We start from the raw sequence: 24,728 nt of genomic DNA, 5'->3' as shown, positions 1-24,728 counted from the left end.
GCCACGGCCGCGGCCGGTGCGGACAGGTGGGGCGGGACGGGCCGCTCGACACCGTCGACGGTGACCCGTTCCAGCAGCAGGCCGCCGCGGTCCAGGGTCTCGCGCACCGCCGCCCCCACGGCGTGGTGGGCGGCGCGGAAGGCGGTGCCCTCGCGGACCAGGTGGTTGGCGACCGCGGTGGCGGTGGTGAACCCCTCGTCCGCGACGCGCGCCATGCGCCCGGGGACGGGGGCCGCGCCCAGCACCAGGACCTGGGCGAGGCGGACGGCGTCGGCCGTCGCCTCCAGGCCCGGCTTGGCGACGGCGACGGCCTCGGTGCCCACCTCGATGGAGTTGGTGAACGGGGTGGAGGAGAGCGTCGCGGCGGTGGCGGTCCACGCCCCGATGACGGCGCCCGCCTTGGCCTTGAGGTGCTCCAGGAGGAAGGCGTTGCGCTTCTGGGGCATCGCCGAGCTGCCGCCGACCAGGTGGTCGGGCATGTGGACGAAGCCGAACTCGCCGCTGCTCCACACCTGGAGGTCGGTGCCCAGGCGGCTCAGGGTGATGGCCAGGGAGGCGGCCGCGCCCAGGACGCGCAGCAGGGCGTCCCGGGAGGCCACCGCGTCCACGGAGTGCCGGACCGGGCTGTCGAACCCCAGCAGGTCCGCGGTCAGGGCCGGGTCGATGGGCAGGTCGGTGCCGCCGACGGCGCCCGCGCCCAGGGGGCAGCGGTCCAGCCCGCGGGCGGCCGCCGCCAGGGCGTCGACGTCGCGCCCCAGCGCCTCCGCGATGCCGAGCAGGTAATGGCCGTAGGTGATCGGCACCGCCGGCTGGAAGTGGGTGTGGACGGGCATCACGACGTCGGCGTGGGCGCGGGCCCGGCCCAGGAGCACGGCGTTCAGCCGCAGGGCCTGGGAGAGCAGGTCGGCGCAGCGGGAGCGCAGCCGCATCGCGGTGGTGGTGGCGTTGAGGTCGTTGCGGGAGCGGCCGGTGTGCAGGGCGCCGCCGACCCCGGGCCCCAGCACCCGGATGAGGTGTTCCTCGTAGGCCAGGTAGAGGCCGCGCGGCCGGGGTGCGTCGAGGAGGTCGGCGAACCCGTCCGCGCGCATCGCGCCGATCCGGTCGGCCAGGGCCGCCGCCCGGGCGCGGTCGATCAGGCCGGTGCGCTCCAGCATCACCAGGTGCGCGAGGTCGACCTCGCTGATGAGGAGGAGGTCGCCGGTCACGTCGGCGCCGTTCTCGAAGAGCATCCTGCGGGTACCGGGGCGCAGCCCGCGGGTGAGTCGTCCGGTGTCGCTCACAGCGCCATCTCCCGTCGCTCCTCGGACCGGCCCTGGGCACCGCGTACCGCCCGGACCAGGCACAGGGCGTGGAAGCGGGACCGGGCGCCGTCCGGCAGGCGGCGGACCAGGCCGCCGGACACCAGGGACATCAGGGCCCGGCCGCAGTCGGCGAGGCCGAGTCCGGCGCGCTGGGCGAGCGTGTCCGCGGGCTCCCCGTCCGGGGCCTGGCACAGGACCTCCAGCACCGCCTCCTCGTGGGGGTCGCGGTCGGCCAGGGCGCGGCGGAGGGCGGCCGCCAGGTCGTCGCCGCTCCCGGGGTCCAGCGGGGCCAGCAGGGGCAGCGGGTTCTCGCGCAGGCTCTCCAGCAGGGTGGCCGTCCCGTAGACGGCGGCCCACGACGCCACCGTGCGCAGGGCGCCGGGCAGGTGGTCGAGCAGGGCACAGATCCGCGCGGGACCGGGGTCGCCGTCGGGGGTGTCGGCCCCGGCGGCGGCCAGGAGTCCGCGCAGCAGTTCCACGGCGTCCTCCTCCCGGAGCGGGTCGACGAGGAACACCTGCTCCCCGGGGACGCGGTGCGGGCGGTGCGCGGTGGACAGCACGCGCAGGCCGGGGCAGTCGGCGAGCAGTTCGGCCAGGGCACGGGCGTCGGGCGCGGTCGGCCGGGGGGAGTCCAGGACCAGGAGCGCCTCCGCGTCCCCGATGGAGCCGGTCAGGGCCCCCAGGTGCTCGCGGGCCTCCCGGCCGCCGGCTCCGTACAGGGCCTCCGGGACCGCGGGGTGCCCCGCCCCGCCGGGGCCGACCCACAGCACCGGCAGGTCCGACCGGCGGTGCAGGCGGCCGGCGACCTCCATGGCCAGGGTGGTCTTGCCCGCCCCGGGGGCGCCGGTCAGGGTGATGATCCGGCGGCCCGCGGTGCCCAGGTCGGCGGTCAGGGTGTCCGCCTCGTCGACCCGGCCGACCGGCACGGCGCCGGCCGGGGGCGGGACGGCCGCACCGGAGGCGCCGATACGCAGATCGGTGCCGGAGGTCCGGCCCGCGGCCGCCTCCAGCCGGCCGCGGTCCCGGTCGTTGAGCCGCAGGGCGTCCGCGAGCAGGCGCACCGTGTCCCGCCGGGGCCGCTGCGCCCGGCCGTGTTCCAGGTCGCGGATGGCGCGAACGCTGATGGTGGAGAAATCGGCCAGTTCCTGCTGTGTCAGGCCGGCTCTGGTCCGGTACCGCAGGACCAGGTGGTCGAAACCCCGGTCCTCTTCCAAGCCTTCCATCGGCGTTGTCCTTTCCGCTCCGCGATACTCCGCCGTCTACGGGGACCATGGTGCGGACGGGCGTTATCGCGGCCGCACCCGTGCGGCTAACCGGGTCGGGGAAAGGGGATAGCGGCGTGATAGCGGGAACGGTCCCGCGGGGATGCCGCGCGTTCCTACCTTCGGATTCATCGAAAGAACGAACTTCCGGAGAGGACTCCCCCGATGAACACCATCCTGAAGAGCCTGGTCGCCGCCGCCGTCGCCGCCACCGCCGTCTTCGGACCGATCGTCCTCACCGGTTCCGCCGCGGCGGCCGGGACCACCGGGACCACCGCGGCCACCGCCTGCGAGAGCGGGCAGGAGAACTGCACCGCCAGCGACCCCTGGGACGCGTGACCACCCGGACACGGAACAACGGGGCCGCCCGCGGGCGGCCCCGTTCCGCGTGTACGGGGAGGGGAGGGGGCCGGCTCAGCGCGCCGCGGCCACCGCGCCGCCGCCCTCGCGCCCGGAGGTGAAGCGCGCCGCGCGCGCCTCCAGCTCGGCCGCCTGCTCGGTCTCCCCCAGGTCCGCCAGCAGCCGGGCCAGGTCCATGCTCACCTGGGCTCCGCCCTGGCGGTCCATGATCTGCTCGCGCACGGCCAGCGCCCGGCCCAGCAGGCCGCGGGCCTCCTCGGCGCGGCCGAGCCGGACGTTCGCCCGGCCGAGGTCGTGCAGGAGATAGCCCTCGCCGATCGGGTCGCCCAGGTCGCGCACCAGCTCGAACGCCTCCGTCAGGATGCGCAGCGCCCCCCGGTCGTCGCCGCGCGCCTGTGCCACCTGGCCCATCCGTCGCAGCACCTGGGCCCGGCTGCGGGGATCGCCGGTCCGCTCGTACAGCGCCAGGGCGCAGGACAGGTCGGCCTCCCCGGCGTCGACGGAGCCGGTGACCGTGTGGATGTGCCCGCTCAGGGTGAGCACGCGCCCCATGCCGACCAGGTCGTCGATGGACTCGAAGTCGCGGAAGGCCCGCGCGCACAGGGTGAGGGCGTTCTCGTAGTCCCCGTCGAACTGGTCCAGGTAGGCCAGCTCCCGGGTGCACTGGGCGCGGCCCTGCACGTCGCCCAGTTCCTCGAACGCGGCCAGTGCGTCCCGCATGGCGCCGCGGGCCTCGGCGAACCGGCGCTGGTCCAGGTAGAGGAAGCCGTAGGAGGAGATCATCGCGGCGATCCCCGGGCGGTTGTCCGCGGCGCGGACCGCGGCCATGGCCCGCTCGTTGGTCCGCTCCCAGGCCTCCGAGTAGCCGCGCCGGTTGTACATCAGGACCAGGGCCAGCGCCAGGTTCCAGCACAGCTCGTCCAGGCCGTGGTCGGCGGCCAGGCAGACGGCCGCGAACAGGTTGGTCTGCTCCGACTCCAACCAGCCCATGGGGTCGCGCAGGGCCGTCTCGGCCAGGGCCCCGGGAGGCCGCCAGCGCGGGCCGGTGCCGTGGTGGAAGAGGTGGTCCCCGCCGCGGATGCGCACGTTGGCGTCGTCGGCCAGGGCCAGCCAGCCGCCGACCAGGCGGGCGGCCGCCGCCGTGCGCTCGGGTCCCGCCTCCTCCTCGTCCAGGCGTTCGCGGGCGAAGAGGCGGATGACGTCGTGGAACCGGTACCGGGGCTCGCCCCCGGCGTCGAACCCGGTGACGTCGAGCATCTGCACGTCGACCAGGGGCTCCAGCAGGTCCGACGGGTAGCGCCGGCGGTCGTCCAGCAGGGCCCCGGCGATCCACCCCGGCTGGCTGGGGCCGTCGGCCAGGGCGAACAGCCGCAGGGCCCGGCGGGTGGCGGCGTCCATGCCGTCGTAGCTCAGCGACAGGCTGGCGCGCACGGTGAGGTCGCCGTGGGAGAGCTCGTCCAGGCGGTGGCGCTCGTCGGCGAGCCGGTTGACCATGGAGGCCAGGGACCAGTGGCGGCGGGCCGCCAGGCGGGCGGCGACGATCCGCAGGGCCAGGGGCAGCCGCCCCACGGTGCGCAGCAGCGCGGCGGCGGCCGCCGGCTCGGCGGCCATCCGCTCGGGCCCCACCACCCGGCGCAGCAGGTCCAGGGCCTGTTCCTCGGGGAGCACGTCCAGCTCGACCAGGTTGGCGCCGGGCACCCCGGTCAGCCGGGAGCGGCTGGTGACGACCAGCGCGCAGCCGGGCCCGCCGGGCAGGAGGTCGATGACCTGCCGTTCCGCGGCGGCGTCGTCGAGGACCACCAGGACGCGCCGGTCGGAGAGCAGGCTGCGGTACATCTCGGCGCGCTCGTCGCGGTGCTCGGGGATCGTCTGGCCGGGGATGCCCAGGGCGCGCAGGAAGCGGGCGAGCACCTCGGAGCTGTCCAGCGGGTCGTCGCGGCTGCCGCGCAGGTCGCAGTAGAGCTGCCCGTCGGGGAAGTGCGTGTCCGCCAGCCGGTGGGCGATGTGGGTGGCCAGGGAGCTCTTGCCGACCCCGGGGCGGCCGACGATGACGGCGACGCCGACCGCGCGCCCCCGGTTGCCGGGCCGGGTGAGGGTGGTCTCCACGGAGGTGATCCACTCCTCGCGGCCCACGAAGTCCGCGGTGTCGGCGGGCAGCTGCCGTGGGTGGGCCTCGCGGGGTTCGGACGGCGCCGCGGGGGTCCGCTCGGGTTCGGCGGCGGCGGGTGCGGGCCGGGCGGGGGGCGCGGGCCCGGGTTCGGGCCCCGGCGCGGAGAGCGGTTCCCCGGCCAGGATCGCGGCCTCCAGGGCGCGCAGCTCCTTGCCGGGTTCCAGGCCGAGTTCGTCGATGAGCAGCTCCCGGCCCCGCCGGTAGACCTCCAGGGCCTCGGCCTGGCGGCCGGAGCGGTAGAGGGCGAGCATGAGCTGCCCGCGCAGCCGCTCCCGGAGGGGGTGCTGCCGGACCAGGCCGTCGATCTCCCCGATGAGCCGGTCGTGGCGGCCCAGCCCCAGCTCCAGTTCCAGGTACGACTCGATGGCGGAGACCCGGTTCTCCTCCAGGCCGGCGGCCTTGGGGCTGAGCAGCGGGCTGGACAGGCCGCTCAGCGCGGGACCGCGCCACAGCCAGGCGGCGCGGCGCAGCAGCGCGACGGCGTCCGCACCGCGGCCCTGCGCGGCCGCCTCGTCGGCCCGGCCGACGAGGAGTTCGCACAGGTGGACGTCGACCTGCTCCCGGTCGGCCCGCAGGAGGTAGCCCGGGGGCGAGGTGACCAGGGCGACGTCGGTGGCGGCCAGGCTCTTGCGCAGCCGCGAGACGCAGATCTGGACCTGGGTGCGGGCGGTCTCGGGCGGGTCCTCGTCCCAGATCGCGTCCACGAGATAGTCCGTGGAAACGATCCGGCCCGCTTCGAGGAGGAGTGCGGCGAGGATGACCTGTTGTCTGCCCGGAGGAATACGGACCTGCCCGGAATCCACCTCGACCTGAAGAGGTCCGAGAAGGCGGAAGAAGACGCGGGGGAGGTCGCCTCCATCGCTCACGAGATTGATCCGAGCCCTCCGTCGTCGGGTTCCGTCATCAGGGTGATCCTAGGGGAGGGCGCTTTGGGGCCGCCACACTCCGTTTACCGGCCGCGAAAAACGCGAACACGAATACCGATCACCCGAACACGGATAGTGAGAACTGCGGGGAAAAGTCATCCGACGAATTTCGGCCCGCGCTCCCCGGCCGGAAAAACGGCCCGGCCGACCTCAATGTTCACGGGACCGCAATTTTCACGGTAAACCGGATCCCATACGCACCACGACGGAACGCACTTCCCCGCTGACCGGTTCCGGCCACGGTCCCCGGCCCCCCGGACCGCGTTCGACCGGGACGTTGGATAAAGTTCCGGGCACGGTCCCCGTTCCGACGGTCACCCTCCCCCGAGAGCCGCCGGGGACCGGACGGACACGAAGGAGCGTGACCCGCGTGGGGCTGTTTCTCAGCACGGCCTTCGGCTTCCCGACCGTACTGTTCACCCCCATGCTCCTCGTCATCGTCGTCTACTGGATCGTGGCCGCCGTCGGCCTGGCCGACGCCGAGATGCTCGACTCCGTGGACGCCGACGGCGATCCGGTGGGCGTGAGCGCCGCCCTGGGGCGGGTGGGGCTGGGCAAGGCCCCGGTGGCCGTGGAGATCACCCTGCTGGTGCTCTCCGCCTGGTTCGTGAGCATGATGGGCGGGATCGTGACCAGTCTCCTCGACCCCGACGGCGCCTTGCTCTGGGCGCTCGGCGCGGTCGTCCTCGTCATCGCCGTCGTGGCGGCGTGGGCGTTCACCAGCGGCGCGGTCATGGCCGTGCAGCGGTTCCTGCCCAAGCCCAGGGGTTCGTCCGAGAACGAGCTGGTGGGCCGGACCTGCGTGATCCGGATCGGCGCGGCCGACGGGGGCTTCGGCCACGCGGAGATCACCACCGCGGGCGGGGCCGCCATCACCATCCCGGTGCGCACCATCGGCGGCGAGGTGCTGCCGCCGGGCAGCACCGCACTGATCTTCGACCGCAGCGACGACCAGGACGTCTTCCTGGTCACCCGCTTCGACCCGGCCCTGGACCCCGGCCAGGACTGAACGCGCGCCTCAGTGCGGGGGGGCGGCCGTGGTACGCGGTGAAGACCTCCGCGTGGAGGCCGTCGGCCGCCCGCGTGCGCTCATGGCCGGGACCCCGGCGGGTGTGCGCCTCGCGGCGCAGCCCGTCCAGGAAGGCCAGCGCGCCGGGGGCCTCGTAGTAGGCGATCACGCGGGCCGTCTCGACCCGGAACCCCGCCCGGGCCCCGAACCGGGCCGCCCACCGGCGGAAAGCCATCGTAGTGAGACCCTTCACCGCGGGTCGCGAAGCGACCACCGGACGTGATCCCCCCGGGGACCCGGAACCGTCGGCCGGGGTTCCGCGTCCCACCCCACGAACCCTCCTCCCGGGAGCACCGCGGACTCCGCGCACCCCGCTCCCACCGCCCCGCCCGGCCACTCGGCCCCGCCCGGTCGATCGCAGAAAGGCCCCCATACGTGTTGCTGAGCGCCCCGTCCACCGGAGAGGCCGCCGACGCGGCGTTCCTCACCGTCGGCATCTCCCTGGGTATCGCCCTCCTCGTCCTCGTCCTCCTGCTCTTCTTCATCCTGAAGATGTTCAAGAAGGTCAAGCAGGGCGAGGCGCTGATCATCTCCAAGACGCGCCACGTCCAGGTCACCTTCACCGGTGCCGTGATCCTGCCGGTCCTGCACAAGGCCGAGTACATGGACATCTCGGTCAAGACCCTGGACCTGGACCGCCGCGGCCGCGACGGTCTGACCTGCAAGGACAACATCCGCGCCGACATCAGCGTGAAGTTCTTCATCAGGGTCAACGAGACCGAGGAGGACGTCAAGCGGGTCGCCAAGGCCATCGGCACCGAGCGCGCCAGCAACCCCGAGACGCTCCAGGAGCTGTTCAACGCGAAGTTCGCCGAGGCCCTCAAGACCGTCGGCAAGCGCTTCGACTTCGAGGAGCTGTTCACCCAGCGCGAGGAGTTCCGCCAGCAGATCGTCGAGGTCATCGGCCAGGACCTCAACGGCTACGTGCTGGAGGACGTGGCGATCGACTACCTGGAGCAGACCCCGCTGCACCAGCACGACGCCAACAACATCCTCGACGCGCAGGGCATCTCGAAGATCACCGAGCGCACCGCCACCGAGCACAAGCGCACCAACGCCTTCGAGAACGACCGCAAGAAGGAGATCGACCGCCAGAACACCGAGACCTCCGAGACCCTCGCCGAGCTGGAGAAGCGGCGCGAGGAGGCGGCGGCCAAGGCCAAGCGGGAGATCGAGATCATCAAGGCCCGCGAGGAGGCCGAGACGGCCCGCGTGCAGGCCGAGGAGCGTCTCAAGTCCGAGACCGCCAACATCCGCACCTCCGAGTCGCTGGGCGTCCAGCACCAGAACCAGCAGCGCGAGATCGCGGTCGCCGAGAAGAACCGCGAGCGCGTCATCGCCATCGAGACCGAGCGCATCGAGAAGGACCGGATGCTGGAGGTCATCGGCCGCGAGCGCGAGACCGAGCTGAGCCGGATCTCCAAGGACAAGGAGGTCGAGGCCGAGAAGCGCGAGGTCGCCGACGTCATCCGCGAGCGGGTCGCCGTGGACCGCACCGTCGCCGAGCAGGAGGAGGCCATCAAGCGTCTGCGCGCGGTCGAGGAGGCCGAGCGCCAGCGCCAGGCCATCATCATCCACGCCGAGGCCGAGGCCCAGGAGCGCCTGGTCAAGGACATCAAGGCCGCCGAGGCCGCCGAGGCCGCGGCCAAGCACAAGGCCGCCGAGGAACTGACCCTCGCCGAGGCCCGCCAGCAGGCCGCCGAGCTCGACACCCGCGCCAAGATCCGCCTCGCCGAGGGCATCCAGGCCGAGGCCGCCGCCCAGGGCCTGGCCGACGTCCAGGTCCGCGAGCAGGACGCCGCGGCCATCGAGAAGGTCGGCACCGCCGAGGCCGAGGTCTCCCGCCTCAAGGCCGAGGCCGACGCCAGGGCCGTCCAGGCGAAGATGCTCGCCGAGGCCGAGGGCATCGAGGCCAAGCTGCGCGCCGAGGCCGCGGGCCTCACCGACAAGGCCGGGGCCATGGCCGCCCTGGACCAGGTCAGCCGCGAGCACGAGGAGTACCGCCTGCGCCTGGAGGCCGAGAAGGAGGTCCGCCTGGCCGGGATCGACGTCCACCGCCAGGTCGCGGAGGCCCAGGCCACCGTGCTGGCCACCGGCCTGGAGAACGCCGACATCAACATCGTCGGCGGCGACGGCGTGTTCTTCGACCGCATGGTCAACTCCATCGGCCTGGGCAAGGCCGTGGACGGCTTCGTCGGCAGCTCCGAGACGATGCAGACGCTGGGCGGCAGCTGGCTGAACGGCGAGGGCGACTTCGTCCGCGACATCAAGAAGGTCGTGGCGTCGCTGGACACCGAGGACGTCAAGAACCTCACCGTGTCCGCCCTGCTGCTCAAGCTCATCAACGGCGGCCAGGGTGACAGCGGCAGGCTCAACGGCCTGCTGACCACGGCCCGCTCCATGGGCCTGGACCAGCTGCCGGTGACCGCACTCGCCCCCGCCAACGCCGTGAAGCAGTGAGGTAGCCGTCCGTGACCGAGGCCCCCGAGACCGCAGGCCCCGGGCCGGACACCGTCGACGAGCAGGCGCTGGACGCGGGCACCTACGAGGTGCTCCGCGCCCGGCTCCGCGAGCAGACCGGTGAGCTGGCCCGCCGTACAGAGGAACTGAACACCCGCCGGCTGGAGGTGTTCGGCGGGACCGAGCTGACCCTGCTCGGCACCGAGCGGATCCGCACCGAGCACAACTGCACGCCGCGGGACATCGTCAGCGTGGGCGGCTCCCTCGGGGGCCCCGACGGGGCCGGTGGCAGCGGCGACACCATCCTGTTCGGGTACAACGTCTTCATCGGCATGCAGCGGGAGACGCACGTCTCCGACGTGTTCTCGCTGCACCGCTACGAGCACGACGGTGACGGGTTCTCCTTCACCGACGCGCCCGCCGGGACCCTCCCGGGCCTGCTGGAGGACGCGCGGTTCCGGCAGGACTTCGGTCAGCTCTACCGCTACTACCGCGACGCCCGCCTCCTCCAGCTGCGCAAGGTCGAGGACCGGCTGCTGGCCGTGTTCCAGATCGGCCCGCAGACGGAGGACGTGCGGGTGCTGCGGTGGACGGTGTCCCCCACCGGTGAGATCGCCTACCTCGACGAGCGCGGCGAACGCGACCACGTGTTCCCGCCCTCGCACGAGTTCTCGTGGGTGGAGACCACCCGCGAGGACCACGTGCCGGGCCGCCACCCGCACATCTCGATCCTCGACGAGCTGTTCGTGGAGACGGTCGGCGGCGACCTCACCATCAAGATCGAGAACAACACCGAGGTCGGCGAGGGCATCTACAGCGAGCCCGTCGACGAGGCGTTGCAGAGCCTGGCCGACGCGTCGGTGTTCTACGCCGAGGTGGGCCCGCTCATCCTGCTGCGGGTCCGGCCCTACAACGAGACCGAGTGGCGGCACCTGGTCTTCAACCGGCACACCAAGGACGTCCTGCGCCTGGACGGGATCGGGCAGTCCTGCCAGCGGCTGCCCGACGACCAGGGCCTGATCTTCCCCGGCGGCTACTACCTGGCCACCGGGGTGGCGCGGACGTTCGACACCGACGTCGCCGACCTGGAGTTCGAGCGGGTGGTGCGCTCGCCCAACGGAGAGGACGTGCTGTACGTCTTCCACTCGCGGGCGGACGGCCGCAGCCTGCTGCTGTCGTACAACACCATCCGCAAGGAGGTCGCGAACCCGATCGTCTGCCACGGGTACTCGCTGTTCGACGACGGCACCATGACGGTGTTCCGGGAGGCGTCGGGCGAACCCACCCGGGTCCACCCCATGCAGGTGTGGCAGACCCCGTTCGTGTCCGACGAGTACGCGGCCGCCCAACCCGTGGGCAACGGCCCGCTGGAGCGGGTCGGCAACGCCGAGCTGGTGCGGGGCGTGTCGGACTGCCTGTCCGTGGCGCGGATGGCCCAGGACATGAGCCCCTCCACCGAGGTGTTCGAGGCGCTCATCGCCGCCTGCCGCCGGGTGTCGGACCGGTTCCACTGGCTGGGCGAGGAGGAGCTGGGCGACCTGGCCGGGCCGCTGGCCCAGGTGCGCGCCACCGCCGAGCGGGTGCTGGAGGAGTTCGAGACCGTCCAGGCGCTCACCGCCCAGGCCGCGGAGGCGCTGGCCGCGGCGCAGGAGAAGGCGACCGCGCTCATCCGCACCTCCCGGGGGGAGGCCCCCCGGTCCGCGGAGGGCTGGATCAGCCGGCTCACCGAACTGCGCCGCTCCCAGGGGCAGGCGGCCACGCTGGGCGAGATGCGCTACGTGGACGCCGACCGGCTCGCCGAGCTGGACCGCTCCCTGGAGGAGGAGATCGGCTCCGTGGGCCGCCGCACCGTGGCGTTCCTGGAGCAGGAGGACGCCTTCGACGGCTACCACTCCGAGGTGGAGCGGCTGGTCGAGGAGGCCGAGACCATCGAGGCGGTCAGCGCGGCCACCGCCGTGGGCGAGCGCATCGCCGCGCAGACCGAGGGGCTCCAGACGGTCACCGAGGTCATCGGGTCGCTGGAGATCGGCGACGCCCAGGTGCGCACCCGCATCCTGGAGCGGATCAGCGAGGTGCTGGCCGGGATCAACCGGGCCCGCGCCACGCTGGAGGCCCGGCGCAGGGAACTGCTGGCCCTGGAGGGCCGGGCCGAGTTCGCGGCCGAGTTCGCGCTGCTCGGGCAGGCCATCACCGGGGCGCTGGCGGCCGCCGACTCCCCCAAGCGCTGCGACGAGCAGCTGGGGCGGATCATGCTCCAGCTGGAGAACCTGGAGTCGCGGTTCGCCGAGTTCGAGGACTTCCTCGGGGAGCTGTCGGACAAGCGCGAGGACGTGTACGAGGCGTTCTCCACCCGCAAGCAGTCGCTGGTGGACGAGCGGTCCCGCCGCGCCGACCGGCTGGCGGCCTCCGCCGAACGCGTGCTGGAGGGCGTGCACCGCCGGGTGGCGTCGCTGTCCACCCTGGAGGACGTCAACACCTACTTCGCGTCCGACGCGATGGTGGCGCGGCTGCGCCGCACCGCCGACGAGATGCGCGAGCTCGGCGACACCGTGCGCGCCGAGGAACTCCAGGGCCGCATCCTGGCCGCCCGGCAGGAGGCGGGGCGGGCCCTCCAGGACCGCACCGACCTGTACGACGGCGAGACCATCCGGCTGGGCAGGCACCGGTTCGCCATCAACACCCAGCCGATCGACCTCACCCTCACCCCCTTCCAGGGGGAGATGGCGGTGGCGATCACCGGCACCGACTTCCGCGAGCCGGTGACCGACCCGGAGTTCGCGCGGACCCGGCACCTGTGGGACCGGCTGCTGGTGTCGGAGAGCCCCGAGGTGTACCGGGCCGAGTACCTGGCCACGTCGATGCTGGCGGCGGCCGAGGAGAGCGCGGACGGGCTGGCCCGGCTGCACGAGGCCGAGCTGCACGGCGAGAACGGGTCCTCCCTGTTGGCGCTGGTGCGCGAGGCGGCCGAGTCCCGCTACGACGAGGGGTACGAGCGGGGCGTGCACGACCACGACGCCGCGAAGATCCTGTCGTCGCTGCTGCGCCTGCACACCGGTGCCGGGCTGCTGCGCTACCCGGGGCACGCGCGAGCGGTCGCCCAGCTGTTCTGGGCGTTCGGCGCCGACCCGCAGCGGCAGACCGCCTGGGCCACCCGGGCGGCGTCGCTGGCCCGCGCCCGCGCGGTGTTCGGGGCGCGCAGGTCGTCGGCGATCGACGCGCTGCGCACCGAGATCGCCGGGGCCGTGGACGCGTTCCTCACCGACACCGGGCTGTACCAGGACGCCGACCTGGACCTGGTCGGCGACTACCTGTTCGAGGAGCTGGCCGCCGACGGGCCGACCGAACGCGGCTTCGTGTCCGGGGCGGGTGCGCGCACCCTGCTGGACCGGTTCTCCCGGGCGCTGGGCAGCACCCGCGAGACCACCCGCAAGTCCTTCGAGGAGGACCTGCGCAGGCTCGGCGACGACCTGGCCGCCCGGCACCAGCTCGTCGGCGCGTGGCTGGAGGCGTACGCGGCCACCCGCGACGACGTCGACCCCGGCGACCTGCCCGAGGCGACGGCGATCGCGCTCGCCAAGGTGGACCGGTACGAGTCGTCCGCGGCGGTGCACGAGACCGTCACCGGCCTGCTCGGCTCGCACCCCCGGGTCCGGGACCGGTCCCTGGACGTGCGGCTCGACGAGATCCTGCCGCGCACCCGCCGGTTCCGGCTGGAGGAGGTGCCCGCCTACCGGGACTTCCAGAAGCGGCGCAACGCCCTGGTGGCCGCCGAGCGCGACCGGCTGCGGCTGGAGGAGTACAAGCCCAAGGTGATGAGCGGGTTCGTCCGCAACAGGCTGCTGGACGAGGCGTACCTGCCGCTGATCGGCGACAACCTCGCCAAGCAGCTCGGCGCCGCGGGCGACGACAAGCGCACCGACCAGAGCGGCCTGCTACTGCTCATCTCCCCTCCCGGTTACGGCAAGACCACCCTCATGGAGTACGTGGCCAGCCGCCTGGGGCTGGTGTTCGTCAAGGTCAACGGGCCCGCCCTGGGGCACGGGGTCACCTCCCTGGACCCGGCGGAGGCGCCCGACGCCACCTCCCGGCAGGAGGTCGAGAAGATCTCCTTCGCCCTGGAGATGGGCACCAACACCCTGCTGTACCTGGACGACATCCAGCACACCGACCCGGAGCTGCTCCAGAAGTTCATCTCTCTGTGCGACGGGCAGCGCAAGATGGAGGGCGTCTGGAACGGGCGCACCCGCACCTACGACCTGCGCGGCAAGCGGTTCGCGGTGTGCATGGCCGGCAACCCGTACACCGAGCAGGGCAAGCGGTTCCGCATCCCGGACATGCTGGCCAACCGCGCCGACGTGTACAACCTGGGCGACGTGCTGTCGGGCAAGGAGGAGCTGTTCTCGCTGAGCTACATCGAGAACGCGCTCACCTTCAACCCCACCCTGGCGCCGCTGTCCACCCGGGACCGGGAGGACATCTACCGGTTCGTGCGGATGGCGCGGGGGGACGAGTCGGTGACCGTCGACCAGATGAGCCACCCGTACTCGGCGGTCGAGGTCGAGCGGATCGTGTCGGTGCTGCGCAAGCTGCTGCGGGTGCAGGAGGTGGTGCTGGCCAACAACCAGGCGTACATCGCCTCCGCGGCGCAGTCGGAGGACGCCCGCACCGAGCCGCCGTTCCGCCTCCAGGGCTCGTACCGGAACATGAACCGGCTGGCGGAGAAGATCGTGCCGGTGATGAACGACGCCGAGGTGGAGGCCGTCATCGACGACCACTACCTGGGCGAGGCGCAGACGCTCACCTCGGGGGCGGAGGCCAACCTGCTCAAGCTCGCCGAGCTGCGCGGGACCATGACCCCGGAGCAGAAGGACCGGTGGGCGCAGGTCAAGGCGGCGTTCCGCCGCAGCCGCGCCCTGGGCGGGGCCGAGGACGACCCGATGACCCGGGCGATCGGCGCGATCGGCCTGCTCGCCGACCGCGTCGGGGAGATCGGCAGCGCCCTGGACCGGGACTGACCCGGACCGGTGGTGGACACGGCTGCGGGGCCGGGCACACGCCCGGCCCCGCGGCGCGTCCGGTCGCCGCTCCGGGACCGGACGCGGCGACCGGGGTGCGGGCGGTGCCCGGACCGACCGCGGTGGGTGGACCAGGCGTTCCGGGACCGTGTCCGGGAGGGGCTCGCATGAAGGCGGTCGTGGACCGGGACTCGGTGTCGATGGGCGACGACGTCCACCCGCACGCGCAGGTCCGGGAGCTGCCCGACGACACCCGGGTCGGCGAGGTGGTCGCCCGCACGGCCGAGGAGTACCCGCCCCGCGGCCGCCCGGTCCCCCTGGCCGACTACCGGTCCGGCATCCACACCCGGACGCCTTGAAGGCACAAATGCCTTCATGCCTACTCCTACGCCGTGCTCACACGACGCCTACGAGCCCGCCTTGGCCGACGCCGTGGAGGCGGCCCGCCGCACGGCCCGGGCCGACGCCACCGTCTCCGACGCCCTGGACGCCGTCGACGAGGGCCGGGCCGGGCGCTGATCGCCGCGGCGGCCTCCCTCCCCGGAAGGCACGGGTCGTTCGGCCGCGTTCGCGTGCGCGCCGACCGCTGATTCAGCGTGCGGGGGTGGAGGCGGCCCGGGTGCCGGGATCACCGAAGGGACCGGCGCCCACCTCGTCACCTCATCGCCGCGTACAGCCAGTCCAGCGACCCCTGCTCCAACACCGCGTCCGCCAATGCCTTCCCCGACGCGGTCTTGATCCGCCCCAGACTCCCGTCGATCCAACGCTGCGCCGCCGTGTACCCCTGTGCTCGATACTCCACCCCTTGCAACAGGCACTCCAGTTTGTCGGCGTCCTTGGCACAGCGCGCCTCCGGAGAGTCCTGCTCCTCATAAGCGGCGACAGCGGAGCGCACCACCTCCCCCACCCGCCCGGGCAGCCCCTCCGTCTGGTCGACAGCGATGCCCCGAGGGTCGGGCTTGGACTCCAAGTACCTCTGCCCCAGATGGTTGATGTCCCCTGAGCGGGTCTCCCCGGTGTCGTGCCACACCGCGATCAGCGCGGCCTTCGCCGGGTCGGCGCCCTCCATCGCGGCGATCACCGAGGCGATCAGCGCGGTCCGCCAGGAGTGCTCGGCCACCGACTCCGGATCGCGCACACCCGCCATCCACCAGCCGGTCCGGCGCTGGTTCTTCAGGGTGCCCACCTCGTAGAGAAGGTGAGCGGCCCGGGTGGTCTCATCGCTCATGATCCTGTCCTTCTACGCCTTCGCGAGGCGGATCGCATACCGGATGCCGTCCAACTCCCGGCGTGTCTGCGCCGAGGTATCAGAGCCATCCAACAACACCCCGACGGCGACGGCCAGGCGTTCCGATGAGCCGGGTTCGGAGGCCAGCAGGCGGGGACGTGCGGCCAGCAGAGACCACAGGGTGTGCGCGTACAGATCCAGGTACCCGTGGCCGGGAGCGAGCCGGTCCATCAGATGCCGCAATAGGCGACGGCCCTCCCAGGCACCGGTGCGGCCGGACGCCATGAAGCCGTCGGAAAGTTCCAGGTCGGTTTCGCCGACCCAGTACGCCCAGTAATTGAGGTTCGCGGCCTCTCCTCGGTCGTCGTCCACCAGGGTGGAGCCGATGAAGTGGGCGAGCCGGTCGGTGTCCCCGTAACGGGTGGCGACAGACGCCACGGACCGGGAGGCGAGCCAACGGGACAGCCAATCATCGGGGGACGGACGGCGCTGCTGCTCGGCAAGCCAGAAGGCGGCATCGGAGCTGTGGTCATATCCGGCCAGGTAAAGGGCTTGGCGGCGCAGTAGAAAGTCGTGATCGGTGGCGTTCTCGGCGGCGCGGCGCAGGTTGGCGAACAACCGTTCTCTATCGGTTCGAGTGATCTCAGGCCCGCCGGGGACCGGTCCCCGGCGCGGCCGTCGTGGAGGAGGGACGTCGCGCAGCGGTTCCGGTGGGATCCCAGTGAGCGGCCAGGCAAGTATCTCCACGAGGTCACGCTGCATCACCCACGCACCCAGGGGTGAACCGTTCGTGTCTTCGTCGATGGCGCTGGCGAGGAGGACGTCCGCCTCCATCGCTTTGTCCAGTACATCGACGAAGGTCGGTCGCGCACCCATACGGAGAAGTCGGTGGCGGTGAACGAGCATCTGCCCCACGGGGACTGCGGTCAGTGCACGTCGCCCGGTTTCCCATCCGGAAACGGTGTCGGTGGAGACACGCAGGCGCTCGGCCATCTCGTCCTGGGACAGGTCGAGTTGTTCGCGGACGACCCGGAGGACATACCCGGAGATGATGCCGCCGCGCGGCTTTCCCTGACCGGTGGTCGGGGTCCGGGTAGGGGGCATCGGCATCGGAGCCTCCTCGCGGGCGGGATACCCGTACTGGCGGTCACTACTGGCGTGCGAGTGCGGTGCGTAGCGTCGTATCCACAGTACAGAAGGGGCTTCGTGGTGAGAGATGCAAGAGCGGAACCGACGTCGGTCGTCAGACGCCGCCCGATCGGAAGCTCTCGAACGGACTTGAGGAGCAGTTGTGAACGCCGACGAACCCCTCACCTGGGCCGAGTTCCTCCGCCTCACCCGGCCTCGTACGCCGCAGACCCCCCGGCCCCGCCCTGCGGAACGACCCCCGCTGCCCTGCCGCAGCCGAACATCCGAACACCCCGAGAAGGAAACCGTGATGACCGCCCCACACGGGTACCCGTCCACTATCGAGATCGCGGCCGACCACCCCGACTGGGAGATCAACCGCGACGGGCACCGGCACGGCCCCTGGCACGCCACCCGCGGTGAGACCGAACTGGCGGCCAAGACCCCGGCCGGGCTGCCGGCCGAGCTCGAATCCCAGGAACTCGCGCGTCTCCAAGCGGAGTTCATCGGCAGGTGGCGGGTGTGGCGGACGGAGCAGTACTGGATGGCCACCTCCCTCCTCGACGGTGTCAAGCCGCCCCTGTTGGAGGAGACGCCCGGAGCACTCGAAACCCGGATGCGCAACCCCGAAGGCTGGGACGGTCGGCCGTTGAAAGGCCAGGAGGACGCTCGATGAGCAGCGCCCGGTACACCGACCCGGCCGACGACCCCGTTCCGGACGACCTCACCGAGGAGGAGAAGGCCGCGGTCCGCCGCCAGGGTGAGCGCATCGCCGCCCAGCGCGCCGCCGGGGTGCCGCTCCTGGGAGACCGGCGCCGCGGCATCGACTACGACTTCGGCGACTGACCGACCCCGCCCACGCGAAAGGCCGACGACCATGACGACCCCCCTCGAAACTCCTACCCCGGCCGTTCCGCCGCCTCTGCGGTTCGTCTGGTTGGAGATCACCGGGAAGTGCCAGCTGGCGTGCACTCACTGCTACGCCGACAGCGGCCCCGAAGGTACCCACGGCGCCATGACCGCCGACGACTGGCGGCGCGTGATCGGCGACGTCGCCGACGCGGGCGCGAGCCTGGTGCAGTTCATCGGCGGCGAACCCACCCTGCACCCGGACCTCGCCGACCTGGTCGCCCACGCCCTCGATCAGGGACTTGAGGTAGAGGTGTTCAGCAACCTCGTCCACGTCCCCGAACGCCTGTGGGAGGTGTTCGCGCGTCCCGGCGTTCGATTGGCGACGTCCTGGTACTCCGACGACCCCGCCGAACACGCGGCCATCACCAAGCGGCCCGCACATGCACGCACGCTCTCCAACATCACCGAGGCGCGTAACCGGAACGTCCCTTTGCGGGCCGGTGTCATCGGTGTCCTGGAGTCTCAGCGCAGCGATCGGGCACGCGCCCAACTCGGCGCTCTGAACCTCGGCGAAGTCCGGTACGACGACCTGCGCGGGGTCGGCCGCGGCGCCTCGGCCGGCACCGAGCCGGACACCTCGGTTCTGTGCGGCCGATGCGCCCATGGCAACCTGGTCGTGGCCCCGGACGGACAGGTGTGGCCGTGTGTCTTCACCCGCTGGCTTCCGGTGGGGAACGTGCGCGAACAGTCCCTCGGCGAGATCATGGCCGGCGACCGAATGGTCGCCGTCGTGGGGCGGCTCCAGGTGGACTTTCGGACCATCCCGTGTGTACCGAACATGTGCGACCCTCAGTGCGGGCCCTCATGCAGTCCGGCCTGTACTCCGACCGGCTGTACCCCGACCGGCGGTTGCGCGCCCGATTACCAGGGATGAGGAATACGCGTGTTCGTCCAAGGCATCGACATCCCCGAAGGACCCGACCCTCAGGATCCGAACGTCTGGCCCTACACGGTTCCGGCCGTCGGCCGCCTGCTCTCCGAACCCCTGGAGTTCCGAGCACCGGTGACGTTCCTGGTCGGCGAGAACGGGTCGGGTAAGTCGACCCTGGTCGAGGGGATCGCCGAAGCCTACGGTCTGGACGCGCGTGGTGGCCGCGCCGGGCGGAAGTACGCCAACAACCGTCCCAAGACGCCCTTGGGCGAGCGGTTGCGCCTGGACCTGACCCATCGCGGTGCCCGGCAGATGAGCGCCGGGCGCCGCGCCCGCACGGGCTACTTCCTCCGAGCGGAGACGACGTTCGGGTTCGCCGAGGCGGTCTCGGGCATGCACGGCTACTGGGACGAGGACCTTGCCGAGCACAGCCACGGTGAGGGCTTCCTGATCATCCTGAACGCCATGTTCGACAAGCCGGGCCTGTACCTGATGGACGAGCCGGAAGCGGCGTTGTCGTTCATGTCGTGCCTGCGGCTGGTCGGGCTCATGCACGATCTCGCCGAGTCCGGATCACAGATCATCTGCGCCACCCACAGCCCGATCCTGTCCGCTCTTCCCGGTGCGGACGTGGTCGAGGTCGGCGAGCACGGCGCCCGTCGGGCGAAGTGGGAGGACCTGGAGATGGTCGACCACTGGCGCCGTTACATGGCCGACCCGGGGCGGTACCTGCGTCATATCGTCGACCCATGACCACAGCTCTGGAACTCGCCGACCAGCGCCATCGCGACCATATGCGGACCCTGCTCGCGCAGGCGGTCGAGAGGTTCGGTCTCGATCCGGTCGGCGAAGCCGTGTTCGGGTGGCGTGATCGCACCATCGGCGCAGCCGCGCGCGGCCCGCACGGCGACCTGTGGGTACGGGTCACCACCGAGTTCCCTCGTTGGGCGCACGGGCGGGTCTGGACCGGCAACGCCGATGCCTCGGCCCTCTCCGGGGTTCCGCGACCCGAAGTCGTCGAGGTCGCCGAATGGGACGACCCGCCCCGACGGGTGCGGGCCGAGGCGGCCACACTGCTTCCGGGACACGTCTGCTCACCCACCCCGTTCCTCCACCGACGACCCGAGGTGGGAGACGGCTGGTGGGCGGACCTGCTCGGCGCACTCGACCGGTTGGCCGAACAGGACACGACCCGGGTCGCCGTCGACCAGGACACCGTTACGCGGCGCCTGTCGGTGTTCTTCGGTGACGCCGTCGACCCGACCGTCAACCATTGGCGGACCGCCCACGCGGACCTGCACTGGAACAACCTCCTCGGCCCCGAACCGGGCATCCTGGACTGGGAGCTCTGGGGGCGCGCCCCGGCCGGACTCGACGCCGCGACGTTGTACTGCCACAGCCTCACCCATCCCGAGACCGCCGAACAGGTGTACCGAGTGTTCGCCGATCAACTCGACACCCCCGACGGGGTGCGAGCGCAGTTGTTCGTCATCGCCCGTTCGCTGCTCCGGATCGAACGCGGGGACGACCTCGCGGTCGCACCCCTGTTGCACCAGCGGGCGCGAGAACTCCTGGGTCGAACCACGGCTCACCCCGGATGATCAGGAACGATTTCACGTCGGCGGCACCACGCCCATGTGCCCGGCCGCCCTACTCGAAGCGGTTCCGTACGCGGTCCACGCCCGGATCCGGCAGTGCGGAACCGGGTGCGCGGACCGGCCGTCACAGTGGACACCGGCCCCCGCACGCGAGGAGCGACCGTGCCCCTGAACGGTTCGACCGACGAGCACCGCCACACCCCTGAGGAGACCGCCGCACCGCGGCGGGGACACGCGACCGGCCCCGGCCGCGCCGCGGGGAGCGGCGACCCGGGGGCGGGCGGATCCGGCGGGACGGCGTTGGCCGGACGAACGCAGCTCGCCGGGCTCCGGCGGGCGGTGGCCGCGCACCGGCTGGTCAACCTGACCGGCCCGGTGGGCTCGGGCAAGACCCGGCTGGCCGCCCGGCTCGGCTCCGTGGTCCGCGTCGAACTGGACCGCCCCGGCGCGCTCGACGACCTCTCCCGTGCGCTCGCCGAACCCTCTGCCGACCTCCTGGTGGTCGACAACGCGGACCGGCGCGGCGACCTCGGTGCGCTGCGCGACACCCTCGACCGCCGGACCGGCCACCACCCGCCCGTGCTCGTGCTCAGCCGCAGACCGCTGCTCGCTCACCCGGCCTGGACCGACTCCGAGACGGCCGCCGTCACCACCCGCCCGCTGCCGGACACCGAGATCGAGGCGCTGGCCACCGCCGCGGGGATCGACGACCCGGCCGGGCGCGCCCTGGTGACCTCGCTGGCCGCCGGTGTCCCGCTGCTCGCCGCGGCCGCCTGCCGCGCCCTGCACGACGGGGCGCCCGCCGAGGTGCCGGGCGCGGTGGCCGACCACGTCACCGGCGAGATCCTCCAGCGGCTCGGCCGGGAACTGCCGGGACGCCGCTGGCAGCACGCCCTGCGGCTGCTCGCCACCGTGGGCGCGGGCGACGAACGGCTGCTGAACACCGGGCCCGAGCTGTTCGGCGCACTCGCCGGGCTGAGCCTGGTCCGGCGGACCGTCCTCGGCCTGGCCCTGCCCGACCCCTACCGCGAGGTGATGGAGCTGGCCTACCGGTGGCGCCGCCCCGTGGACCACGGCGCCCTGCGCGGCCGCGCCGCCGGCTACCGGGCCGCCCAACTGCGGGCGGCGCGCACCCCGGCCGAACGCGCCCACCTCGTGGAACAGGGCCTCTTCCTCGCCGACGACCCGTCCGTGCGCCGGACCCTGCGGCCGATGGCGCCGTCACCGGCCGTGATCCGGCCCGCCGGGGCCGCCGACGCCGACGACGTCGGGCGGCTGATGCACCAGTGGGCGCTGCACAGCGGCTTCGACACCCGCCGCTCCGACCGCCTGGCCGAGCGGTGGCTCGGCGAGGGCACGGCCGACTTCGTCATCGCGCGGGACGACGAGGGCCGACCGGTCGGGGTCGCGAACCTCACCGTGATCGGCGAGCGGACCCTCGCCGGTGTCGAGCCGCTGCTCCAACAGCACGCGGAGGGGGCGCTGGGCGACGGGGAGCCCGCTGGCCTGTTCGTAGGCGCGGCCTTCTGCCCCGATCCGATGGTCCACGCCCAGCTCCTGCGGCACACCCTGACGCTGGGCGTCGAGCACGGCCGGGTCGTCGTCTCCACCGCCAGCCCCGACTACCGGCGGCTCCTGGGCGGTCTGCGGTTCCGTCCGCACGGGGCCGTCCGCGACGACATCTATGGATGCGGACAGCACCCCCGCGTCTTCAGCAACGACATGGCCGCCGAGGACCTCCCCATGTGGCTCGACCGGCTGGCCGACCAGGGCGCGGCGGCCCCGACCGCCGCGCCCCTCCCCGATCCACGGCTCATCGGCCGTGCCCTCCGGCACATCGGCGACCCCGTGGCCCTGGCCCGCAGCCCGCTGCTCGCCGCGCCGCACATGGCGGACGCCGCGGGCCTGCGCGCGTGGCTGCACGAGGCCGTGCGGGCGCTCACCGAGAGCCCCTCGCCCACCGACGCCGAGGCCGGGCGGGTGCTGCGGACCTACTACCTGGAGCGGTGCGACGGACACGTGCAGGCCGCGGCCCGCCTGCACCTGAGCCGGGCCACGTACTTCCGGCGGCTGCGGCACGGACTCGCCGTCCTGGCCGCCGGGTTCGCCGCGCAGGCGGCGTGACGGGGGTCAGGCCGCCGACTCCGCGATCATCCAGCCCGCACCCGCCGAGTTGGAGCAGAGGTGGATCCAGATCATGCTGTCGGCGCGCCGGATGACGTAGGTCTGCACCGGGTCGTTGTAGATGTCCCCGAAACCGTCGACGTAGTCGACCCTGAGGTCGTCGGGGATCGTCTCGACGAGGGTGCCGGGGATCGGGGAGTCGGCGACGAGGACACCGCCCAGCTCGTCGACCGCGGACTCGACCGCGACCAGCAGGTTCGGCCGGGAGAACTCACCGCTCCCCTCCCCGAAGATGGGTGACTGGTAGACCTTGCCCTCGACCCACTCCAGGTCGTCGCCCGTCCAGAACGGGACGCTGTCGGAGACGGAGATGGGGATCTCCGTGTTCGTGTTCTCGAAGCCCTCCGGGATCTCCAGGTAGGGGAACTCCCCCAGGGGGACGTCGGAGACGGGTATCGCCTCCGGGTCGAAGGCCGACATGCCCTCCGGCGCGGCGGGGGGCGAGCTCTCGGCGATCTCCTCGGGTGTGCCGGTGTCCCGGGCCACCCCGGGGGGCGAGGACGCCGCGGGGGCCGATGCCGCGGTGTCGTCGGCCGCGTCCCCCGTGCCGCAGGCGACCGCGGCGGGCAGGAGGAGTGCGGCGACCGCGGCGGCGCGCACGGTGAGGGTGAGGCGGTGGAGCGTCAACGGTTCTTCCTTCTGCGATGGCTCGGTGTCCGGGTGGTGGGGTCCGGGGTCAACTCGGCGGGGCCTCCGGCATCTCCACCGGCTCGCCCCAGTCCTCGTAGTCCTGCTGGCCGGTCTGGGTGACGCCCATCATGGTCACGGTCGCGACGATGCGGGTCGGCAGGTAGTCGTCGTCGATCCATATCTCGTAGGAGTCGAAGGTGACCTCCCCGAACACCGGGTCGCCGGAGTAGCGGATGGCCTGGAGTCCGTTCACGGTCTCCGGGTCGGCGGTCACCGGCTCCCACTCCGTGGTGGCGAAGAACTGCTCCTGCACGCGCGGGTCGGTGAACCCCAGGTACGCCTGCACCACGGCGTCGGCCATGACCTGCTCCGGGGTGCCGCCGGCGTTCGCCTCGACCCAGCCGCCGCCGGGGACCTTCATCCAGCCCTGCTCATCCCTGATGAAGACCTCCGCCCCGTCGGTGGCGGTCAGGTACACCTCGAAGGTGTCGCCCATCCTGAGCGGCCCGGTGGCGGAGGAGTCCGGGTACGTCGTGGTGTACCGGGAGGTCTGCGCCACCCTGGTGGCGTCCACCAGGCACTCGGCGAACACCTCCCCCGGGATCGGCTCGTCCGGCTCCACCAGCCGTTGCGCGCACGCACCGGACGGTTCCGGTGTTCCCGCCTCCCCGCCCCCGGCGGGGGAGGCGGACACCCCGGCGTCCGGGGTGTCCGGGGCGGTTCCGGGTTCGCCCGCGTCCGCCGAACACCCGGTCACCGCGCCGACGGCGACCACGGCCGCCGAGGCGAGCGCGGTCAGACGCGGTGCGCGTCGCCTGCCCATGTGGATTCCCCTCCGCTGATCACGACTCGGTCCCCCGTGTGCGTCCCGCCCACGGCGATTCCCGAAGGTATCCGCCTTTCCCGCGCCGGGAGTCTCAAAAGCGTCTCAACCCGGTGGGCGGGCGGTCGGCCTCCCCGGAAAGGGACACGACCTCGCGGACCGCCCCGGGACGACATCGGGCAATGCGGCCGGGACCACGTGACCGGAGTGGGAGAAACGTGGGCTGCAAGGGGAGAACCGAAACACGAATTCCGTAGCCGCTTTCTTCACATCCGCCGAACCTCGGCGAGAACGCGAAGCAGCCGGTCGCCGCTTCCATGCCCTACAGGATTTATAGGCCTGCCGAACGAGCGCTACCAGGCGACCTCCGCCAAGCTCCAGGGTTTCCATGCCCTACGGGCTTTATAGGCCTGCCGAACAGGCGGATGAATTCAAGACGCTCTACGAGGACTGTTTCCATGCCCTACGGGCTTTATAGGCCTGCCGGACTCTTTCGAGGCCTTCGGCCGCACCGACAAAGAACTGACCGCACACGTTACGGTTTCCATGCCCTACGGGCTTTATAGGCCTGCCGAACCCCTCCCTGTTTTCAGGGGTCGTGACCTGCGACGACACACCCCCTCCGCACGCAACCACCCCCCTTGGCGCGCTCCAACCTATGACCCAGGCCACTTTCAACCCTCACAGGCTTTTGACCAGAACGAACACTCTGCACGCAATCCGGGGTTCCCGCACCCGAACCAGATTCGGTGTACACGCCCCCGCTCACACGGTTCAAAGACCCTCTCGTT

The 24,728-nt window shown here is 72.3% G+C and carries 20 protein-coding genes; 12 read left to right on the top strand and 8 right to left on the bottom strand.

The genetic code is table 11. The features are described 5' to 3' along the window. A partial coding sequence (argH, locus tag QJS33_RS17295) for an argininosuccinate lyase (protein ID WP_306369027.1) occupies window positions 1-1,280 on the bottom strand: 1,280 nt, incomplete at its 3' end. After that, window positions 1,277-2,524 (bottom strand): helix-turn-helix domain-containing protein, encoded by a 1,248-nt coding sequence (locus QJS33_RS17290; RefSeq protein WP_306369026.1) that lies wholly within the window; start codon window positions 2,522-2,524, stop codon window positions 1,277-1,279. The genes QJS33_RS17290 and argH, both read right to left, overlap by 4 nt. Before the next feature lie 204 nt (window positions 2,525-2,728). Between QJS33_RS17290 and QJS33_RS17285 the strand changes: the two genes are divergently transcribed. Beyond that, window positions 2,729-2,902, top strand: a complete 174-nt coding sequence (locus QJS33_RS17285) for a hypothetical protein (protein WP_306369025.1) — start codon at window positions 2,729-2,731, stop codon at window positions 2,900-2,902. Window positions 2,903-2,977: 75 nt separating this feature from the next. On the opposite strand, the gene QJS33_RS17280 is transcribed toward QJS33_RS17285, so the two are convergent. After that, window positions 2,978-5,959 (bottom strand): BTAD domain-containing putative transcriptional regulator, encoded by a 2,982-nt coding sequence (locus tag QJS33_RS17280; protein ID WP_306369024.1) that lies wholly within the window; start codon window positions 5,957-5,959, stop codon window positions 2,978-2,980. A 430-nt stretch (window positions 5,960-6,389) separates the two neighbouring features. Between QJS33_RS17280 and QJS33_RS17275 the strand changes: the two genes are divergently transcribed. After that, complete coding sequence (locus QJS33_RS17275; protein WP_306369023.1) at window positions 6,390-7,028, top strand: OB-fold-containig protein; 639 nt, start codon at window positions 6,390-6,392, stop codon at window positions 7,026-7,028. Here QJS33_RS17275 and QJS33_RS17270 read toward each other — a convergent pair. Beyond that, on the bottom strand, window positions 6,988-7,263 hold the full coding sequence (locus QJS33_RS17270; RefSeq protein WP_306369022.1) for a hypothetical protein: 276 nt from the start codon (window positions 7,261-7,263) through the stop codon (window positions 6,988-6,990). The two genes, QJS33_RS17275 and QJS33_RS17270, sit on opposite strands and share 41 nt — an antisense overlap. Before the next feature lie 200 nt (window positions 7,264-7,463). Between QJS33_RS17270 and QJS33_RS17265 the strand changes: the two genes are divergently transcribed. The 4 genes from QJS33_RS17265 to QJS33_RS17250 all read left to right on the top strand — a co-directional run bounded on the left by QJS33_RS17265 (window position 7,464) and on the right by QJS33_RS17250 (window position 15,082). Continuing rightward, window positions 7,464-9,548 (top strand): SPFH domain-containing protein, encoded by a 2,085-nt coding sequence (locus QJS33_RS17265; RefSeq protein WP_306369021.1) that lies wholly within the window; start codon window positions 7,464-7,466, stop codon window positions 9,546-9,548. 11 nt (window positions 9,549-9,559) lie between these two features. Then, window positions 9,560-14,563, top strand: coding sequence for a DNA repair ATPase (locus tag QJS33_RS17260; protein WP_306369020.1), 5,004 nt, complete (start codon window positions 9,560-9,562; stop codon window positions 14,561-14,563). Between the two features lie 167 nt (window positions 14,564-14,730). Further along, window positions 14,731-14,922 carry a hypothetical protein gene (locus QJS33_RS17255; RefSeq protein ID WP_306369019.1) on the top strand — a complete coding sequence of 64 codons (192 nt, stop codon included), beginning with the start codon at window positions 14,731-14,733 and terminating at the stop codon, window positions 14,920-14,922. A 16-nt stretch (window positions 14,923-14,938) separates the two neighbouring features. Further along, window positions 14,939-15,082 carry a hypothetical protein gene (locus tag QJS33_RS17250; protein WP_306369018.1) on the top strand — a complete coding sequence of 48 codons (144 nt, stop codon included), beginning with the start codon at window positions 14,939-14,941 and terminating at the stop codon, window positions 15,080-15,082. A gap of 136 nt (window positions 15,083-15,218) precedes the next feature. On the opposite strand, the gene QJS33_RS17245 is transcribed toward QJS33_RS17250, so the two are convergent. Next, entirely contained in the window at window positions 15,219-15,791 is a 573-nt protein-coding gene (locus QJS33_RS17245) for an HD family hydrolase (protein WP_306369017.1), read from the bottom strand. A gap of 12 nt (window positions 15,792-15,803) precedes the next feature. Beyond that, entirely contained in the window at window positions 15,804-16,901 is a 1,098-nt protein-coding gene (locus QJS33_RS17240) for a DNA-binding transcriptional regulator (protein WP_306369016.1), read from the bottom strand. Between the two features lie 328 nt (window positions 16,902-17,229). On the opposite strand from QJS33_RS17240, the gene QJS33_RS17235 reads away from it, so the two are divergent. From QJS33_RS17235 to QJS33_RS17210, 6 genes are all read left to right on the top strand, one after another. Continuing rightward, a complete protein-coding gene (locus tag QJS33_RS17235) occupies window positions 17,230-17,595 on the top strand; it encodes a hypothetical protein (protein ID WP_306369015.1) in 366 nt (121 codons plus the stop codon). After that, entirely contained in the window at window positions 17,592-17,765 is a 174-nt protein-coding gene (locus QJS33_RS17230) for a hypothetical protein (protein WP_306369014.1), read from the top strand. The genes QJS33_RS17235 and QJS33_RS17230 overlap by 4 nt, the downstream gene beginning before the upstream one ends. A gap of 31 nt (window positions 17,766-17,796) precedes the next feature. Next, complete coding sequence (locus QJS33_RS17225; RefSeq protein ID WP_306369013.1) at window positions 17,797-18,705, top strand: radical SAM protein; 909 nt, start codon at window positions 17,797-17,799, stop codon at window positions 18,703-18,705. A gap of 9 nt (window positions 18,706-18,714) precedes the next feature. After that, window positions 18,715-19,455: an AAA family ATPase gene (locus QJS33_RS17220; protein WP_306369012.1), complete on the top strand. Its 741-nt coding sequence runs from the start codon at window positions 18,715-18,717 to the stop codon at window positions 19,453-19,455. After that, entirely contained in the window at window positions 19,452-20,303 is an 852-nt protein-coding gene (locus QJS33_RS17215; RefSeq protein ID WP_306369011.1) for an aminoglycoside phosphotransferase, read from the top strand. Before QJS33_RS17220 ends, QJS33_RS17215 begins: the two co-directional genes overlap by 4 nt. A 159-nt stretch (window positions 20,304-20,462) precedes the next feature. After that, entirely contained in the window at window positions 20,463-22,424 is a 1,962-nt protein-coding gene (locus QJS33_RS17210) for a hypothetical protein (protein ID WP_306369010.1), read from the top strand. A 6-nt stretch (window positions 22,425-22,430) separates the two neighbouring features. Here the strand turns inward: QJS33_RS17210 and QJS33_RS17205 are convergent, their stop codons facing one another. Next, window positions 22,431-23,111 (bottom strand): hypothetical protein, encoded by a 681-nt coding sequence (locus QJS33_RS17205; RefSeq protein WP_306369009.1) that lies wholly within the window; start codon window positions 23,109-23,111, stop codon window positions 22,431-22,433. Window positions 23,112-23,160: 49 nt separating this feature from the next. Continuing rightward, complete coding sequence (locus QJS33_RS17200; RefSeq protein WP_306369008.1) at window positions 23,161-23,937, bottom strand: hypothetical protein; 777 nt, start codon at window positions 23,935-23,937, stop codon at window positions 23,161-23,163. Window positions 23,938-24,728: the final 791 nt, after the last annotated feature.

The sequence above is a fragment of the Nocardiopsis sp. CC223A genome (assembly GCF_030766825.1).
Taxonomy (GTDB): Bacteria; Actinomycetota; Actinomycetes; order Streptosporangiales; family Streptosporangiaceae; genus Nocardiopsis.
Note: the sequence above shows the minus strand (reverse complement) of the source record. Positions and strands in the feature narration are given on the sequence as shown.